This is a genomic window from Chitinophaga hostae, assembly GCF_018224885.1.
In the GTDB taxonomy this organism is placed as follows: domain Bacteria; phylum Bacteroidota; class Bacteroidia; order Chitinophagales; family Chitinophagaceae; genus Chitinophaga; species Chitinophaga hostae.
Genome location: NZ_JAGTXB010000017.1, coordinates 1 through 18,016, shown reverse-complemented (window position 1 = coordinate 18,016; position 18,016 = coordinate 1). Strand labels below are relative to the sequence as shown.

Below are 18,016 nucleotides of genomic sequence, written 5' to 3'. Positions count from 1 at the left end.
AATTATCGAACGTTATGAGTAAGAAACGTATCTCCTGTTATTACAGGAGTATAGCCCGGCGCGTGCTCTGTATAGCCGTGGCAGTGTGTTTGCTGTCATGGACGCAGATCACCGAAGGACTTAAAACAAAACTGGAAATAGGATTTTCCCAATCCACTGTTATCAGTGCATTGCGCTACCTGGAAAAAAATACGACGCTGAAATTCTCGTACAACCGCGACGACCTGGAACGTACCGGTAAATTCACCATCGATAAAAAAGTACGTACTGTTGAGGCATTATTAAAAGAGATATGTACGCTCACCGGTCTTGAATATAAAGTAGCGCAGGACATGATCCTGGTAAAACCAGCTGCTGCACCCACCGCGTCAAAGGCCGATCAGCAAAAGGAAATAGACCTGGAGGGTACGGTGAAAACCAACGGCGGCGAAACCATCCCCGGTGTAAGCGTAAAGGTGAAAGGTGGTAACAAAGGTACCCTTACCAATGTGGAAGGAAAGTTTACGCTGGCCGGTATCGCTGACGATGCGGTACTGGAAGTATCCTACATCGGCTACGAAACAATGGAAATAAAAGTTGCCGGCCGCACTTCTGTCAGCATCACCCTCGATGCATCGGTAAAGGTGCTGGAACAAGTAGTGGTGGTGGGTTACGGCACACAGAAAAAAGGCAATGTAACCAGCGCCATCTTTTCTGTTAAAGGAGACGCTATACAGAACATGTCCACCAACAATCCCATTGACGCCCTGCAGGGCAGGGTGGCTGGTTTAACGGTGACCAACACCGGCGGTCAGCCCGGCGCTGCTGCGGATGTGCGCATCCGTGGTATCAGTACCTTTGGCGATCATAATCCCCTCTATATAATTGACGGAACACCCGGTAATCCCTACTACCTGAACAATAATGATATTGCATCCATAGAAGTACTGAAAGATGGCGCCGCTGCCTCTATCTATGGTTCTGCCAGCTCCAACGGTGTTATCCTCGTCACTACAAAGAAAGGGAAGAAAGGCGCCCCGGTAATTGACTTTAACGCTTACTATGGCGTTGTAAATCCAACCAGCAAATATGATATGCTGGATGCTGAAGGTTATAAGAAAGTCCACAAAATGATGTACGAAAACGCAGGCCGCAACCTGCCTGCCTTCGTCACTAAAAACACCGGTGTAAACACCAACTGGCAGGATGAAATTCTCCGCCCCGGCAACGCTGAAAATTATAACCTGAACCTGCGCGGTGGCGGCGACTATATTACCTATGCCATCAGTGGTGATATTACCAACGAGAAGGGAACCTATATCGGATCTGATTTTAAAAAGAAAACCATCCGCTCCCGTAATGAATATAAGAAAGGCAGGTTAACGGTAGAAGCAAACCTGATCTATTCACAGACTAAATCTTCTGTGCCAAAATTCGCTGTACGGGAAGCCTATTTCCAGTCGCCGCTGTTACCTGTACTGGATAGCAAGGAAAAGTATGGTTATGGCTTACAGGTGGATGGCTTGCCCAAATACCAGAACCCCGCCGGCGCCGATCATTATTTCCAGAACTCCCTCAGCACACAGTATTTCAATGTCAATACACGCCTCAGCCTCGCGCTGTGGAAAGGACTGAAAGTAGTCACCAACTTAAACCTTGTTAATTCCAACGACTTTAACTACTCCTTCAGACCAGCCGTACGCATTAATGCCAACGACGGTGCAGTACCGTATGCTTACCTGTTCAACGAACGCTCCAACTACCGGGAACGCCTGATGGAAAATCTCCTGTACTATGATCTCTCCAGGGGAAAACATACACTGAACCTGCTGGCAGGGTATACCGCACAGGAACAAACAAGGGAATGGCTCAATGTTACGGCCGATGGTAAAACCATCGTACGCACCATACAGGATGGGCAAATAGTAGAGAAAACAGTACCAGGCGGTTTCCTGGATCCGTCCTTTACCACCATTGATGGCGCACTGGGCGGCACTTTTGGCGCAGGCGGCAGCAGTACCAAATATGTCCGCTTATCTACGCTCGGTCGTATCAACTACGCATACGATAACCGTTACATGATCCAGCTCTCTGTTCGCAGAGATGGTTCCTCCAAATTTGATCCCTCCAGGCGCTATGGCGTATACCCGTCTGTAGCCCTGGGATGGAATATACAGAAGGAAAGTTTCATGAGTAGCGCTTCCTGGCTGGATATGCTGAAACTGCGTGCCAGTTACGGTGAATTGGGTAACGAATCCGCACTTACTCCCTATGGCCGCCAGAACCTGATGTATGTAGATAATACCTGGGCAGGCGGTTATGTACAGGGAAGCGGTAGCACGCCATGGACGGGTATTATCGCCAACGACCTGTTAGGCCGTGAGCAACACTGGGAGTCTATTGCGTCTTCTAATGCGGGAGTGGATTTCAGTATCCTCCGCAACAGCCTCAGTGGTTCATTTAACTATTTTAGTAATCAAACCAAAGGACTGCTGATCACCAAAGAAGTGCCTCCGTCTGCAGGGGTAACAGATCCTACCCTGAATGTGGGTAGGATCAGGAACAGTGGCTGGGAACTGGAACTTACCTATAGCGGCCGTAAGAAAGATTTTCAATATAGCCTTACCGGTAGTTTCAGCACCGTTAAAAACGAAGTGGTTACATTGGCCAACGAAGGACAAACACTCTACGGTACCGGTCTTAAATTTGGCGCCGATCATATCGCCAACCAAACCCGCGTAGGCCGTGAAATGGGTGCCTTCTACCTGTATGAGGCCGATGGCATCTTCCAGTCAGACGATGAAGCCGCCAACTACAAAAGCAAAACGGGCGATCGCCTGCAACCCGCTGCCAAAGCCGGTGACGTTCGCTTTAAAGATACCAACGGCGACGGAGTTATCAACGAAAACGATAAAACCTACCAGGGATCAGGCTTCCCTAAATTTGAATATGGATTTAATATCACCCTGAACTATAAAAATTTTGACCTCAACCTGTTCCTGCAGGGCGTAAGCGGTAATAAGATCTACAATGGTAATCGCTTCGAACTCGAAGGAATGGATGCTGGCCGTAACTTCCTCTCTACCACGCTGAACGCCTGGACACCACAAAATACGCATACCGATATGCCACGTGCCGTACTGGGCGATCCCAACAGGAATGCGCGCGAATCTACCCGCTTCCTGGAAAGTGGTAACTACCTGCGCATGAAAACAATCCAGCTGGGATATACGCTGCCGGAAAGCCTGTTGAGCCGCTATAAAATTCAACGCATAAGATTTTATGCCAGCGGCCAGAACCTGCTGACCATTACCAAATACAGCGGCCTCGATCCTGAAGTAGGCAGGGTAAACGCATTGAATACAGGCACCGACCGCATGCAGTACCCGCAGAATAAAAAGGTAATGTTCGGTATGCAATTGTCTTTCTAAGTATAAAATCATTCAAGATGAAAAAATTACGTTTATACATTCCTGTTGTTTTTATATTACTGGTCACCGCATCAGGTTGTAGTAAAGACTTGCTGGAACAACGGTCGCCCGATAAACTGGACACCGAACATTTCTGGACCTCCAAAGAAAGGGCGCTCGCCGGACTCGCCGCCGCCTACTCACAGGTGGAAGGTTTCGTGTACTGGGATAACTATGTGGAAGCCCGCTCTGTGAGGGACTTCTACCGGGAAGACTATGTAGAAGCCGGTGACGATGCCTATAATTACTCCTGGTGGATAGAACATTATAATTTCAATTTTACCTCCGGTAATTATGCCATCGATCTTTTATGGCGGGAAAATTACCGCGGTATTTACTATACCAACCAGGTGCTGGAGAATGTAGCAGCCATGAAGCCCGACATGATAGATGATGCCTCCCGTAACCAGATCATCGGCGAAGCACACTTCCTGCGTGCTTACTATCACTACAAGCTCCTCATGGATTTTCAGCAGATCATTATCAGGGATAAACTGCCGTTGAAAGAAGGCGATCTGCCAAAAGGGTTATCTCCCCGCAAAGAAACATGGGACTTTATCTGCAACGAACTGAAAGAAGCGGAAAAAGCGTTGCCGCTGCGCAGCGAACGCCCTGCATCCGAACTGGGACGTGCAACCAAAGGCTCCGCCCAGGCCTACCTCGGCAAGATTTACCTGTATCGCGCAGGGGAAGATAAAGCCGCTGCCGCCACTTTGATGACCGAAGCCGGAACATGGCTGGGCAAGGTGATCAGCTCTAACCAGTATCACCTGGAAAGCAACTTTATGAGCATGTTCAATGGCGCCGCCAAGAATACGCAAGAATCTGTTTTTGAATTGCAGCAATCCTCAGATGTAAATAATGGCGCAGCCTACAGCTCTTACCTGGGCGACTGGGTAGCTGCCTCGCAGATGGGTGGTTATGGCGAAATATATGGCACACAGCGCCTGCTGACGGAATTGCTGAAGGAAGGCAGAACAGCCGGTGATCACTTATACGATCACCGCGTATACGCCAGCATAGTATTCAACGATCCTTATTTTAATGATGCCGCTGATCCTAAAGCATACGGCTATACGTATAACGACATCTTTGAAGCGGGCACCAATGTCATTGCTTTCAGAAAATGGGTGCCTGCCTCCCTGGACCGTCTCGGAAATGAAAATGCCATCAACGTGCCGCTCATAAGACTGGCAGACGTGATGCTCATGCAGGCAGAGGTACTGAATGAGCAGAACAAACCTGGTGAAGCCATGGACCTCATCAACGACGTGCGTAACCGGGCCGGGATGCCCGCATTGAGCCTCACCGGTAAAACAACCATCTTTAACCAGATCATGCACGAAAGGGTAATGGAATTCACGCTGGAAGGCAGCCGCTTCTATGACCTGCGCAGATGGGGCCTGCTGGAAACCAAAATGAAAGAAGCCGGCCGCTCATTCAGCGCCGACAAAGCTTTCTATCCGCTTCCGCTGAAAGAAACAGTGAATAATCCAATGGCGCAATAATCAGGAGGATGTACTATAAATTATTATCGGCGTTGGCATTGGCACTGCTGTGGGATATCACCCCGGCCCGTGCACAAGCCAACGATTGGGAAAATCCGCAGAAAGTAGCAGAGTATGTATTGCCGCCACATGCCCATTTCATACCCTATCTCAACACAACAGCAGCTGTACGCGGGGACTCCGCGCGTGCAGCTGTATTGTCGCTCGACGGAATATGGCAGTTCCATATGGCACGCAACCCCGCCGGCCGCCCCGGAGAATTTTATAAGAATAACTTTGATGTAAGCCGGTGGAAACAGATCCATGTACCCGCCAACTGGCAAACAGCCGGAGTAGATACCTACATTTTTACCGATGTAGAGTATCCTTTTACACCCAACCCGCCAAAAGTACCGGCAGATTTTAACCCGGTTGGATCTTACCGCAGGGATTTTACCATACCGGCTAACTGGAAGGATAAACAGGTATGGATACACCTTGGCGCCGTCAACTCATTTTTTTATATCTGGGTGAACGGGCATTATGTGGGCCTTAGCAAAGATAGCAAAACACCCTCCGAATTTGATATCAGCCCTTTCCTCAAAGAAGGACTGAACAATGTGTCTATACAGGTATTCCGCTTTAGCGACGGCTCTTACCTCGAAGGACAGGACATGTGGAAGCTAAGCGGTATTGAACGCAGCGTGTACCTGGTAGCCAGGCCACGGTTATGTCTATACGATTTTTTTGCGAAGCCGTTGCTGGTCAACCAGTATAAAGATGGTCAGCTGGGCCTGTCGCTGACGCTGAACAGAAAGCCTTTGGCCGCAGAAGCAGGTCAGCGTATAGAAGTACAGCTATGGGAGAAGGATAACACAGTATGGCAGCAAACATGGACGATCGGGAAAGACAGCACCGTTCACATGAAAACGTTGCTGCCGGATGTAAAGTCCTGGAACGCAGAACACCCCGCATTGTATACACTGGTGATCAACCACCTCGATCGCAAAGGCGCCGTGCTCGAAAGTACCACCCAACGTATCGGTTTCCGCAGTGTTGAAATCAAGGGCGGACTGCTGCTGGTTAACGGCGTCCCCATCCGGCTAAAAGGCGTAAACAGGCATGAACACGATATGTATCGTGCGAGGGTAGTATCTGTTGAAAACATGCGCCGCGACATTGAAGTGATGAAACAGTACAACATCAACGCGGTGCGTAACAGCCACTATCCTGATGCGGAGGAGTGGTACAAACTCTGCGATGAACTGGGTATCTATATCATCGACGAAGCCAATATAGAATGCGATGGTATGTCGTTTCATCCGCTGAAAACATTGTCAGATAAGCCGGAATGGAAACAGGCCTACCTGAACCGCACCAAACGGATGGTGGAGCGCGATAAAAATCATTGCAGCATCATTACCTGGTCGCTCGGCAATGAAAGCGGCTTTGGCGATAACTTTATCGCCACTTATCAATACATCAAAGCAAGGGATAATACCCGCCCCGTACAGTATGAAGGTGCTGGTACCAACAAATGGACGGATATTATCTGCCCGATGTACAAATCCGTGAATGCGCTGAAAAAGTATCTGCAAACGCCCGACAGCCGGCCGATCATCCAGTGCGAATATGCACATATGATGGGTAATAGCGGCGGTAACCTGAAAGACGACTGGGACCTGATCTATCAGCATCCCCGCTTACAGGGAGGGTTTATATGGGACTTTGCCGACCAGACATTTTTTAAAACCGATGCTAACGGCCGGCAGATATGGGCATATGGCGGTGATATGGGCACCGTGGGCGCTACCAGCGATACCAGTTTTTGTGCCGATGGTATGCTGGCGGCAGACCGCACCCCGCATCCGCAGGCTTTTGAAGTACGGAAAGTATACCAGAACGTTGGCATACAACCCGCCGGTGAAAAATGGCGTATATTCAACCGCTTTGATTTTACTAACCTGAACGAATACACGATCAGATGGACGGTAAAAGGCGATGGCGCCACTATCGCAACAGGAGAGTGCCCGCCGCTGTGGTTATCTCCCGGGAAGGATTCCCTGGTCAGCATGGCATTACCTCCTATAGTACCATTGCCGGGCGCCAGTTACTATATTCATTTTGAAACAGCAGATCCGCACGGCAACGTAGTAGCGACGGAACAGTTCCGTTTGGCCGGATATTTACCCGCAGTGAAAGAAAAGATGAACGGTGATCCACTAACGGTAACGCCTGAAGGAAAGATTGGCAATCGCCTGTTCAGCGCCGGGTTTAATAAAATCACCGGTTGGCTGGAAAGCTTTACAGCAGGTAACAGGCAGCTGATGCAGGGACCATTGCAGCCTTCCTTCTGGCGCGCGGTAACAGATAATGATATCGGAAATAGTTTGCAGGTTCGATGCGGCATATGGCAGCATGCCCTTGAAGATGCACAGCTGAAGCAGTTTGAGATAACGGCGCCGGGAGCTGTGCGTACGATGGTAAAAACAGTACACTATCTCCCGAAAGTTAAAGTAACCTATACCACCACCTATAGCATTGCCGTAAACGGCGATATCACAGTAGCTGCACAATTTACGCCGGCAGACACCACGTTGCCCGAAATACCACGCATGGGTATGCGCATGCTGGTGAAACCGGAATATGACCAGGTGTCATGGCTCGGCCGTGGTCCCTTCGATAACTATACAGACCGGAAATACGCGGCAGACGTGGATGTATATACCATGCCGGCAGATTCCCTGTTCCATCCTTACCCACGCGCACAGGAAAGCGGCTACCGCACCGATGTGAGCTGGATGGCATTGCAGGATAAAAATAAAAGCGGCTGGATGTTTTTATCCGATAGCTTACTCAGCGCAGGCGTATTACATTTTGATATGCAGCGGCTGGACTTTGACCGTAAACAAAATAAACATGGCGGTTCCATGCAAAATGAAGATCTCCTCTGGTGGAATATAGATTACGGCCAGCAGGGGGTGGGCGGCGACAACAGCTGGGGCGCAAAAGCGCATCCGGAATACCTCTTGCCCTGTCGTACTTACCAATACAATTTTACTTTAAGATACCTGTCGCCCGGAACAAACCCGGTACAAAGCGGCAAACAAAGATTTGAATGATATGCGGAAATGGTGGTGGTTATTATGCTGCAGCGCACTGGGTGTAAAAGCGCAGCAGGCAGACAGGCAACAATTTGCAGACGTACTGGACATCAGGCATGTGGTAACAGACACTGCGCAGGTAGGCGTTAGTTTTTTCTCAGATCTCGGCGCATGGCATGCGTATGCCCTGCCTGGCCAAACAGCAGATCAGGGCGCATTTATAGGCCCGCTGCTCATGGATATGGATGGTCGTTGGCTGAGTAACGCTATCGCAAAATTGCAGGTGTTCGAAAACGGGAAAGAACTGTTGCCCGCAAATGCCACCCAACATTATTACCCGGGGCTGCTGGAACAACGTTATGAGTTGGATGGCATGAAGGTACACCTGCAATTGCTTTTTAGCAGCAAGCATACTGCCATGATCCACGCAGCTATTATTAATCCCGGCATAAAGCCGCGGAAACTGTTGCTGCAATGGGGCGGAAGGACCGTCCTGCACGGGCAGCAATGGCAACGGGCCGGCAATCATTTGGAGCTTAACGGTAACGGGCATACGTTTTATATCGACTATGCCTCACCCGATAACTGGTCAATTCAACAAACCGGTGCGGGATATACTGCTGCAAAGAATATCCGTATACCCGCAAATGGCCGTTGGGAAGAAACGCAGTTGCAATCCTATAATCAGCGGGCAGCGAAAAACGAATCATTTAATACGGTGCTGGAGCAAAACCGGCAGCGGTGGAATGGCTACCTGTCGGCAGGTTTCGGAAAGGATACAGCCCAGCACCGGCTGATGACAAAATGCATCATGACCCTCATCACCAACTGGCGCAGTGCCGCTAAAGGTCTGAGGCACGATGGTATTTTTCCCTCCGCCAGTTACCAGGGATTCTATGGCTTCTGGGCATGGGACAGCTGGAAACAGGCAGCGGCGGTAAGTATGTTTCATCCTGCACTCGCAAAGGATAATATACGTGCCATGTTTGACTATCAGCTGGCAGATGGTATGATCATCGACTGTATCTATACCGATAGCAAAGAAAACAACCGCAGGGATACCAAGCCGCCGCTGGCCGCCTGGGCGGTGTGGGAAGTATTCCGGCAAACAAAGGATACTGCTTTTGTAAAGGAAATGTATACCCCGTTAGCCCGTTACCATGAATGGTGGTACGCTAACAGGGATCATGATGGCGATAGCCTCTGCGAATATGGCTCCACCGATGGCACCCGCATCGCAGCTGCCTGGGAAAGTGGTATGGACAATGCCGTGCGTTTTGATCATGCCCGTATGCAGAAGAATAATGCCGGCGCCTGGTCCCTTGATCAATCGTCGGTAGACCTGAACGCTTATCTCTATGCGGAGAAATTATATCTCGCTAAAATGGCAGCCCTGCTGCATTTACAGGATACCTGGACAGCGGGAGCGACTGCATTAAGGGAAAAAATCAACCAGCAATATTATGATACTGCGACCGGCTTTTACTACGATCGTGGCGCCATACTGTCGGATGTGCAGGGAGCAGAAGGCTGGCTGCCGTTGTGGGCGGGAATAGCCAGCCCGTCACAGGCCGCAGCGGTAGCAGCTTTGCTCCGGCAACCGGAAAAATTTAACACCTATCTGCCTTTGCCGGTGCTGGCCGCCGATCATCCGAAATTTGATCCGCTGAAAGGATACTGGCGCGGCCCGGTATGGCTGGACCAGTTCTATTTTGCGGTGAAAGGACTTAAGGCATATGGTTTTGATAGTTTGGCGCAGGAGTTTACAACAAAGCTCCTGCACCACGGCACCGGTATGCATGACCAGCTGCCGCTGTATGAAAACTATCACCCGCTTACCGGAAAAGGATTGAACGCACCAAATTTCAGCTGGTCGGCAGCACATACGTTATTGTTATTGCGTGAGTAAATAAGCACATTATGGATATACAGGAAATGAAAACGCTGGTGCAGCAGCACTATGGGCTGGAGGTGAAGGTGACTTCCCTCGATGGCTATGAAGAAAGTAATTACCTCCTGGAAGATGCCGGGGGACAAAAGTACATCGGTAAGATAGCGGGTGCGGAAAACAATCCTCACCTGCTGGATGCACAGGTGAAAATATTGCAACACCTGGCGGATACCACCGTGGCCAAAGGGTTCCAGCGGGTGTTGCTAAACCGGCACAACAACCCGGTGACCACCATCGGCGAGGGAGGAACAATACAATACCTGCGTATCCTCAGCTACCTGGATGGAAAAGTATGGGCCGATGCAGGTCAGCCTACTCCTGCATTGCTGCACCACCTGGGGCAGTTTATGGGAGAAATGGACCAGGCATTACAGGGCTTTTTTCATCCCGCCGCCTATAGGGTCTGCAGCTGGGATCTGCGCAATACCCTGGCTGCCCGGGAAAATATCAACGCCATTAAGGATCACGAACGCCGGCGCATGGTGGCCTATTTTCTGCTGCAGTTTGAAACGGAAATTGCACCGCAGCTGCCAGGTCTGCGCATGGCAGTGATCCACAACGACGCCAACGACTATAACCTGCTCGTGAAAAATGATGCTGTTGCCGGTCTTATTGATTTTGGCGACATGGTATACACCCAACTGGTAAACAACCTGGCCATCACCTGCACCTACGCCATGTTGCACCGGGAAGATCCGCTGGCAGCCGCAGCTGCCGTGGTGAAAGGATATCATGAAGCCATGCCTTTAACAGAACAGGAAATTGCTTGTTTATACTACCTGGTTGCTGCGCGTTTATGCGTGAGCGTTATTAACTCCGCCACACAGGCGGTAGCGGGCAGCGATAATCAGTTCCACTTTATCACGGAGAAACCTGCCTGGAAATTACTCTATCAGCTTATCAAAATAAACCCAGTGGCGGCCGAAGATGCTTTCCGGGTTGCTGCCGGCATGGCGTCCAAAATTAACCGGGATGATCGTTATACACCATTGCTCACAGAAAGAAAACAACGCATCGGCCGTAATCTCAGCATCAGCTACCGGCAGCCTCTCAAAATTATAAGAGGCGCTTTGCAGTATCTCTACGATGATAAAGGCGGCACCTATATCGATTGCGTCAACAACGTAAGCCATGTTGGGCACTGTCATCCTACGGTGGTGAAAGCTATACAACAACAGGCGGCAACACTCAATACCAACACCCGCTACCTCCACGATGAACTGATCAGCTATGCACGGGCGCTCACGGCTACTTTGCCGGAGCCGCTGCAGGTATGCTATTTCACCAACTCGGGCAGCGAGGCCAACGACCTCGCGATCCGTATGAGCCGCCACTTCACACAGCAAAAAGAAGTGATAGTGCTGGATCACGCCTACCACGGTACCTCCACGGTAGCGATGGAACTAAGTCCCTATAAATTCGACGGAAAGGGTGGGGCAGGGAAACCGGCGCATACGCATAAAGCTGTAAACCCGGACCTGTACCGGGGCCCACACCGGTACGATAATCCCCAAGCGGGCGCGGTCTATGCACAGGATATTGAGGAGATTATAAAAAAAATATCGGGAGAAGGAAAAGGCATCGCGGCATTCATTTGCGAAACACTGTTGGGCGTTGGCGGACAAATTCCATTACCCCCCGGCTACCTGGAAAAGGTATATCAATACGTACGCACAGCAGGCGGCGTTTGTATTGCCGATGAAGTACAGGTAGGATTTGGCCGTGTAGGCGATCGGTTCTGGGGCTTTGAACTACAGCAGGTAGTACCGGACATGGTGGTGCTGGGCAAACCAATTGGTAACGGTCATCCGCTGGCTGCCGTTGTTACTACGCAAGCCATCGCTGATGCCTTTAATAACGGCATGGAATACTTTAACACCTTCGGTGGTAACCCGGTGTCCATGGCATGCGGCAAAGCCGTATTACAGGTAATACAGGAAGAGGAAATGCAGCAGCATGCACTGCAAACCGGTGAACACTTTTTACAGGGCCTCCGGGTACTGATGAACAAACACGCCATCATCGGTGATGTACGCGGACACGGACTGTTTATCGGCGCCGAACTGGTGCGGAACAGGGTTACACTTGAACCCGCCGTACCGGAAATAGATGTGGTAGTGGAGAAGATGAAGGACCGCGGATTCCTGATCAGCACAGACGGGCCACTGCATAATGTACTGAAAATAAAGCCACCATTAGTATTTAACAAAGAAAATGCGGATGCCTTTTTGTGGCACCTGGACCAGGTGTTGGAAGAAGTAATAGCATAATAGAAAGACTGACCCTTTTGCACCTCACCGTGCCGGAGGGTCAGCACTATTGTATCCGGCGGTATTCAGAATTCTTTTAACCTGAAAAACATAAGATGAATGGGCTCCTGTGGTGCAGAATTTTTCTCCTGGCCTGGTTTAGGCGGAGCCGGTGAAGGCACCTTCATTACAAAGTAGTCACCCGCTTTCCCCAATATCCTGTTTCGTGAGCGGAAGCTGGTATCCTTCCTGCTGTTGTATTCTGTTAGCTGAAGCACCTTGCCCGTTTTTTTGGAGAAGAATACATTCCGGGGACTGATCCTCGATTGAAAATCATACCTGAAAGAAACCCATCGGTCGGTAATAAACAACGAATTATTATCGTAGATGATATTGGCCGCTTCCATTTTCTTCCAATAGGCAAAATGATCCCTGATAGTGGTAATGGCTTTGATGTCGTCTGTTATCAGGTTTTCTTTTGGGGCTTCTACCTGGTATACCGGTACGGCTGCATTCAGCGTTATGCTGTAAATTTTATCGTCCAGCAGCGGGAAATAAAAAACGGAATCCCTGTAGTTGTCAAATTGATGCGGGTAAGCCACATCCAGTTCCCGGATGAGCGGGAAAAAAGAGAGTTGCTGGGAATGATAGGTAACCATTGTCTCCTTTTCTTTATAAACCCTGAGCCTGGTCATCTCTTTATTATTATTCACAATCTCGCTTACATACATTCCTTTGCTTTTTGCAAATGTTAACCCAAAGTACCTGGAACCAATGATTTCAAGCACATCGATCAGTTTGCCACTGATATCATACCTGAAAATTTTATTTTGACTGAGGTCTAATATTTCCACCTGGTGCAACTGTTCATCGTAAATAACGTCCGTCATGCTGGCGTATTGTCCTGGCTGATTGCCCTGCTGATGAATGCTTGTTTTGGGAATACCCTGTTGATCAAATATTAATACTGCACTTTGAGAACGATCCGCAATAATGATCAGGCTGTCGGTTGCAAAGAAATTGGTAACATGCGTAACGAAAAAATCTTTCGTCGTTTTCAAAGAAACAGCGTAAACACTGTCGGCGATATCTTCTATAAAAACAGTTTGACTATCCAGTGGGTTTATGCTGATTTTGATAGCCGGTGCATCGAATCCGGCACTTCCCCGTTTTTGCGCGCACGAAGCCAATAGCAGTATCAAAAAGATCAGTAGATGTTGCTTCATTAAATATGTGATTGAGTCAGCTGAGGAATATGGGTAAAGAGGCTGTGTCAAAATTTGATGCAGCCTCTTTGGGTGAAAATAATCAAGGTACCTGCGTAGGTGGAATGTTAGTTACATCATGGTAATTATTGTGCGGAGTAAAAGCATTGTACTCTGCGCCACATTGATTTCCTGAGTTGTTAGGATAAAATACATAATAGCCGGTATCATAACCAATCCAATGCTCCACTACATGATAGTAATCGTCGTTTACCCAAACCCAGCTGCCGGTTCTGAAGGTTTTGTCGCCGGTAACGCCGCAATACCTGTTACCACTGCCATTTGTATCCACCCAGGCAGCAGATGCTTTGTTGGAGGAATTTGTAATGTCAAAGCTCATGAGTGCATATTGCAGGTTGCAAACTAATGTTATAACTACGGCAATACCACCAGCGATTTTAAGTATTTTTTTCATGGTTATAATTTTAAGTTGAAATATTTTGTTGGTTAATCATAGCTGCTTGATGTAATAAATAGACCCCGTTGGGGTCACCAATGCTGCAATAAAAACAGGTCAACGGTGATGCCACAGAGATCGGATACCTGCATCATCACCTTATCTATGGGTTGTATCATTTTGATGGATTGTTTGCCTGGAGGTCATTTCTTTTCTCCAGCTGGTCCTTTAATTCCTGCTTTAACGTATCGCTGTTGCGCCATACTTTACTGTGCTGATGCGCGTAAACGCCGATGGCGAGTGTGTAAACAAAAGCCAGTGTTACGGTCAGCGTTCTATACTTCGTGTTTTCAAGCGCCTTGTCAACAAAAAACGCCACCAGGAAAAATATGCCGATGGAGGCGATATAAGCGTACCTGTCGGCCACAATAGCAAACCTGGACATGGGAATGATATGGAGCACCATGCCAATGTGAATGAGAAAAAATGCTATGCCAAAAAACACCCATCGCTTCTGCCAGAAATCCCGGAATGAAAACAGTATGATCAGCAGCAGCAAAGGATACATCCAAAACCTTATCGGGACTTCTTCCCCGATAGCATTAGGGAAAACATACAGGTAACTTAATTTAACCGGGATCAGGCATTTTACCAGGTATTCTGTAGTGGAATAGCTGGCAAATATGATGTTCTGGTAAAAGGGATAATGACGTGTATTGGAAAGTAAACCCACCTTATCCGCACTTTGCGAAAGCAGGGTGATATAGCCCATCCCGAATGCGAGCACAAACATTGGCGCCTTTTCGAGCCATACCCGCTTGTTTTTCAAATGCCTGTTTACTGCGTAATCCACCAGCAGCAGGCATACCGGGAATGTTACCGCCTGTTCTTTTCCTCCAAAAGAGAGGATGAAAAAAAATATGCTAAACAGGTAGTATTTTATTTTTGAGGTAGATAAATACTTCAGGTAACAATGAAGCCCCACCAGGTACCAGCAACTATAAACAAGAATTTTAGACGCCGATATCCAGGCTACAGACTCTACCAGCAGCGGATGAACGGCCATGACGGTAGCTGTGAAAAACGAAATCCTGGTGATGGAAACAGGTTTAAAATTCTCCGATTGAATTAATATCTTCCGGATAAAAAAATAAACCAGCAGCACATTACACAGATGCAGCATCACACCCGTCAAATGAAACCAGAATGGATTGTAGCCAAATGCGGAATACAGTAGCGTATACGACAGCTGGTTAAGAGGAGCGTATTGCCCTTTGTAAAATTCGGTCAGGATAGCCCAAAGGTTTTGTGCGTTCAATCCATTTTCGGTATATGGATTAATCACTACCCATTGGTCGTCCCAATGGGTTTGAAATTGATGGGAGAGTACCGGGAAGTAAACCAGCAGCGTTAACGACACCAATGTGATAACAGATGCTGTTACGTCATCAATAGTGGTAAATCCTTTTAGCTTCAGGGATTTACGCTGGGCGGAAACGGCGCTAACGTTGTGATTCATTTTAAACAGGGTAGACGATGAAAAAAATAATGGAAAACAAGCGGGCTAATTATTATGATATGTTATTCCGGGTTCGGGTTCAGCTACGATGACAGTGGGTCGTGGAATCAATGATAAGCATATCTATAGCATATACGCCAACGCTTTCTATCTACTCAAAAGATTATAAAAACAGGATTTGAATTAAATATACTATAATTTATTCCGTATTGCAATATTTATTGAGGAATGGCGGATGATGGGGGGTAAATTAGTGTAAGACTAATATAAATATATGGTATGGGCTGTTTGAAAGTGCTATTGCGTAAGGCTTTTCTTTCTATAATCTGAGACGAAATTCACCCCACCTCGCCAAAAAACAAACAAAACAAAACTATATATTTGTCGCTGTCCTTATATCACCGCACCAAAGGACGAACAACCAGCACCCTTTAGGGTAGAGCAATGAGCACTTAATAACAACGCGTTAAATACGAAATATGAGAGTTGTATTTTACTTATTTATTTTGACCGGGATTCAAACCGCTTTCGCGCAGGACATTAACCGCGACTTCAAAAAAAGAGAAAAAACATTATCAAAACACCACGAATATCACCAGGCATTGGTGATGAAAATTATGAACAGCGTTGTTGATAAAGATGGTGGACCGGTTGTGATTTGCAATTTCGAGAAGACCTTGTCACTGATCAGGGACATGGATAATATGACGCTCGGAGTCCCCAAAATACTGTACCTGGTTGGCTGGCAATACAACGGTCATGACGACAGATACCCGGCGTTTTTTGAGGTGAATAATGCACTGAAACGCCCCCGGGATAAGGATGGTCTGCAGAGCCTTAACTGGTTGGTGAAGGAAGCAAAGAAGTACCACACGACTATCAGTCTGCATATTAACATGACAGACGCCTACGATAACAGCCCTTTATGGAAGGAGTATGTAGAAAATGACCTGATCTCGAAAAATGAAGATGGAAGCCTGAAGGTGATAGGGAATTACAATGGAAGAAATGCCTACCAGGTAAACTACCGCAATGAGTGGGAAAAAGGATTTGCACAAAAAAGAGTAAACCAATTGCTGAAATTACTACCCTGGTTGAGAGAGGCGGGGACGATCCATTTAGATGCATGGTATGTAAGGGAGAGTAAGGGGCACAAAGAATCCGAAGAAACAGAAAGAGAATATCAAAAGAAGATTGGCCGCTATTGGCTTCAACAGGGAATCGACCCCACCAATGAGATCGTATTGGATTATCTGACCGGCATCGTGCCTTATTGCTACCATTTTAATTTTCGTACGCAGAAAGACTACCTGGATGTTCCTGCCAGCGTGCTTACAGGCACACATATGAACCCGGATATACGCAGCAGCGATTTCGGACTTCAGTTCTTGTTTGGAACCAGTACCTATGGTGAAACTTCCTTTCCGGGTGCATGGAGTAAAGTGCTTGAAGAAAAGTGGGAAGCTGTTTTTATAAATAACTTCTTCCTGAATTTTCCTCAATACTATTATCTGAACAGATTGAACAGGCTAAGAGTGGAAGGAGAAGGAAATGATAGAACCGCCTATTTTTCAGGAGGAGTGAAGGTATCTCTCCGTGATAGTACAGTACTTGAAAATGACCGTCAGTTAAGGATTGGCAGTACGCTCTGCTTCCCTGCACGATGGACCGGTAATAATAGCCTGGTAGCTTTTAGTACTAAAGATACCACCATTTCATATAGGCTGCCGAAAACATGGGCGATAGCCGGGAAGGCAGCTGTTTTTGCTATATCGAAGGCAGGTTTGGCAAAACAGAATGATATTACAATTAGTGCAGGTCAACTTAAATTGCCGCTGAAGGCAGGTGTTCCGGTTTGCATACGGCCAGGAAAGTAGTTAAAAATCACAATGCATTGTTGGCATGACGTGGCGCTTTCTCTATCCTCGGATCATTTGCGCCACGATCATATATTTCTTAATATATTCATCAAGTTTGTTCTCGTCTACAGCAGTGAGAAGTTTTTTAATTGCCTTGGTTTTCGTGATTTCTATCCCTTTCCCGCATACTTTGACTATTGACAACAAAGCTGCTTTGGTAGGCGGTACCGGATCTTTATAAGTATTATTGGTAATACAATAACTGGCATACCTGGCCATATATACAGCAATCAGTTTCGGATTCTTTTCTACCAGTTCAGCAAATGCCGGAGATACTACAACGGTAACGTTAGGCGAGCCCGTTAGCCACCTCAAAATAAATACATTGATCTCCTGCCGGAGTTCCGGTTGTTTGTCAAGGTCTGTTTCTTCCAGCCAGTCGGCCACGTCTTTCACCAGCGATTCGTATTTGGCATAATCTTCTTTCGCTTTTAGCTGGCTGTCATCGGGGAAGTCGGGCCATTGTTGCGCCCGGGCATGAAAAGCAGTGATGCTGAATAATACGGTAACTACAGCCAGAAATAACCATTTCATCAGATACAGGAATTTGTGTTGTGTTTTTTGTGATCGTTGGGCTTCGGTTGCTAATTTATCTATTTTATACGTAAATTAAGCGATTTGTTAACTGATTGTAGCTTAGTAACTTATATAAAAGATGTCAGCACGTAGTAACAAG

10 protein-coding genes are annotated in these 18,016 nt (G+C 47.6%); 6 read left to right on the top strand and 4 right to left on the bottom strand.

The annotated features are described in order from the left end of the window. Positions 1–14 precede the first annotated feature (14 nt). From KE626_RS25515 to KE626_RS25495, 5 genes are read left to right on the top strand one after another with little or no spacing between them, the layout of a single operon-like run. Positions 15–3,410 carry a SusC/RagA family TonB-linked outer membrane protein gene (locus KE626_RS25515; protein WP_211975850.1) on the top strand — a complete coding sequence of 1,132 codons (3,396 nt, stop codon included), beginning with the start codon at positions 15–17 and terminating at the stop codon, positions 3,408–3,410. Positions 3,411–3,427: 17 nt separating this feature from the next. Beyond that, positions 3,428–4,957 (top strand): RagB/SusD family nutrient uptake outer membrane protein, encoded by a 1,530-nt coding sequence (locus KE626_RS25510; RefSeq protein ID WP_211975849.1) that lies wholly within the window; start codon positions 3,428–3,430, stop codon positions 4,955–4,957. 8 nt (positions 4,958–4,965) lie between these two features. After that, positions 4,966–8,058 (top strand): glycoside hydrolase family 2 TIM barrel-domain containing protein, encoded by a 3,093-nt coding sequence (locus KE626_RS25505; protein ID WP_211975848.1) that lies wholly within the window; start codon positions 4,966–4,968, stop codon positions 8,056–8,058. Between the two features lies 1 nt (position 8,059). Then, entirely contained in the window at positions 8,060–9,949 is a 1,890-nt protein-coding gene (locus KE626_RS25500; protein WP_211975847.1) for an MGH1-like glycoside hydrolase domain-containing protein, read from the top strand. 11 nt (positions 9,950–9,960) lie between these two features. Next, complete coding sequence (locus tag KE626_RS25495) at positions 9,961–12,261, top strand: aminotransferase class III-fold pyridoxal phosphate-dependent enzyme (protein ID WP_211975846.1); 2,301 nt, start codon at positions 9,961–9,963, stop codon at positions 12,259–12,261. A gap of 65 nt (positions 12,262–12,326) precedes the next feature. Here KE626_RS25495 and KE626_RS25490 read toward each other — a convergent pair whose 3' ends face one another. The 3 genes from KE626_RS25490 to KE626_RS25480 all read right to left on the bottom strand — a co-directional run bounded on the left by KE626_RS25490 (position 12,327) and on the right by KE626_RS25480 (position 15,421). Next, entirely contained in the window at positions 12,327–13,466 is a 1,140-nt protein-coding gene (locus KE626_RS25490; protein WP_211975845.1) for a DUF4934 domain-containing protein, read from the bottom strand. An 82-nt stretch (positions 13,467–13,548) separates the two neighbouring features. Beyond that, the gene (locus KE626_RS25485) at positions 13,549–13,920 is read right to left on the bottom strand and encodes a hypothetical protein (protein WP_211975844.1); all 372 of its coding nucleotides are present in this window, start codon (positions 13,918–13,920) and stop codon (positions 13,549–13,551) included. A gap of 157 nt (positions 13,921–14,077) precedes the next feature. Continuing rightward, positions 14,078–15,421, bottom strand: a complete 1,344-nt coding sequence (locus KE626_RS25480; RefSeq protein ID WP_211975843.1) for a hypothetical protein — start codon at positions 15,419–15,421, stop codon at positions 14,078–14,080. Between the two features lie 479 nt (positions 15,422–15,900). Between KE626_RS25480 and KE626_RS25475 the strand changes: the two genes are divergently transcribed. Further along, positions 15,901–17,298, top strand: a complete 1,398-nt coding sequence (locus KE626_RS25475) for an endo-alpha-N-acetylgalactosaminidase family protein (RefSeq protein ID WP_211975842.1) — start codon at positions 15,901–15,903, stop codon at positions 17,296–17,298. A gap of 42 nt (positions 17,299–17,340) precedes the next feature. Here the strand turns inward: KE626_RS25475 and KE626_RS25470 are convergent, their stop codons facing one another. Continuing rightward, positions 17,341–17,874: a hypothetical protein gene (locus KE626_RS25470; RefSeq protein WP_211975841.1), complete on the bottom strand. Its 534-nt coding sequence runs from the start codon at positions 17,872–17,874 to the stop codon at positions 17,341–17,343. Positions 17,875–18,016 lie beyond the last annotated feature (142 nt).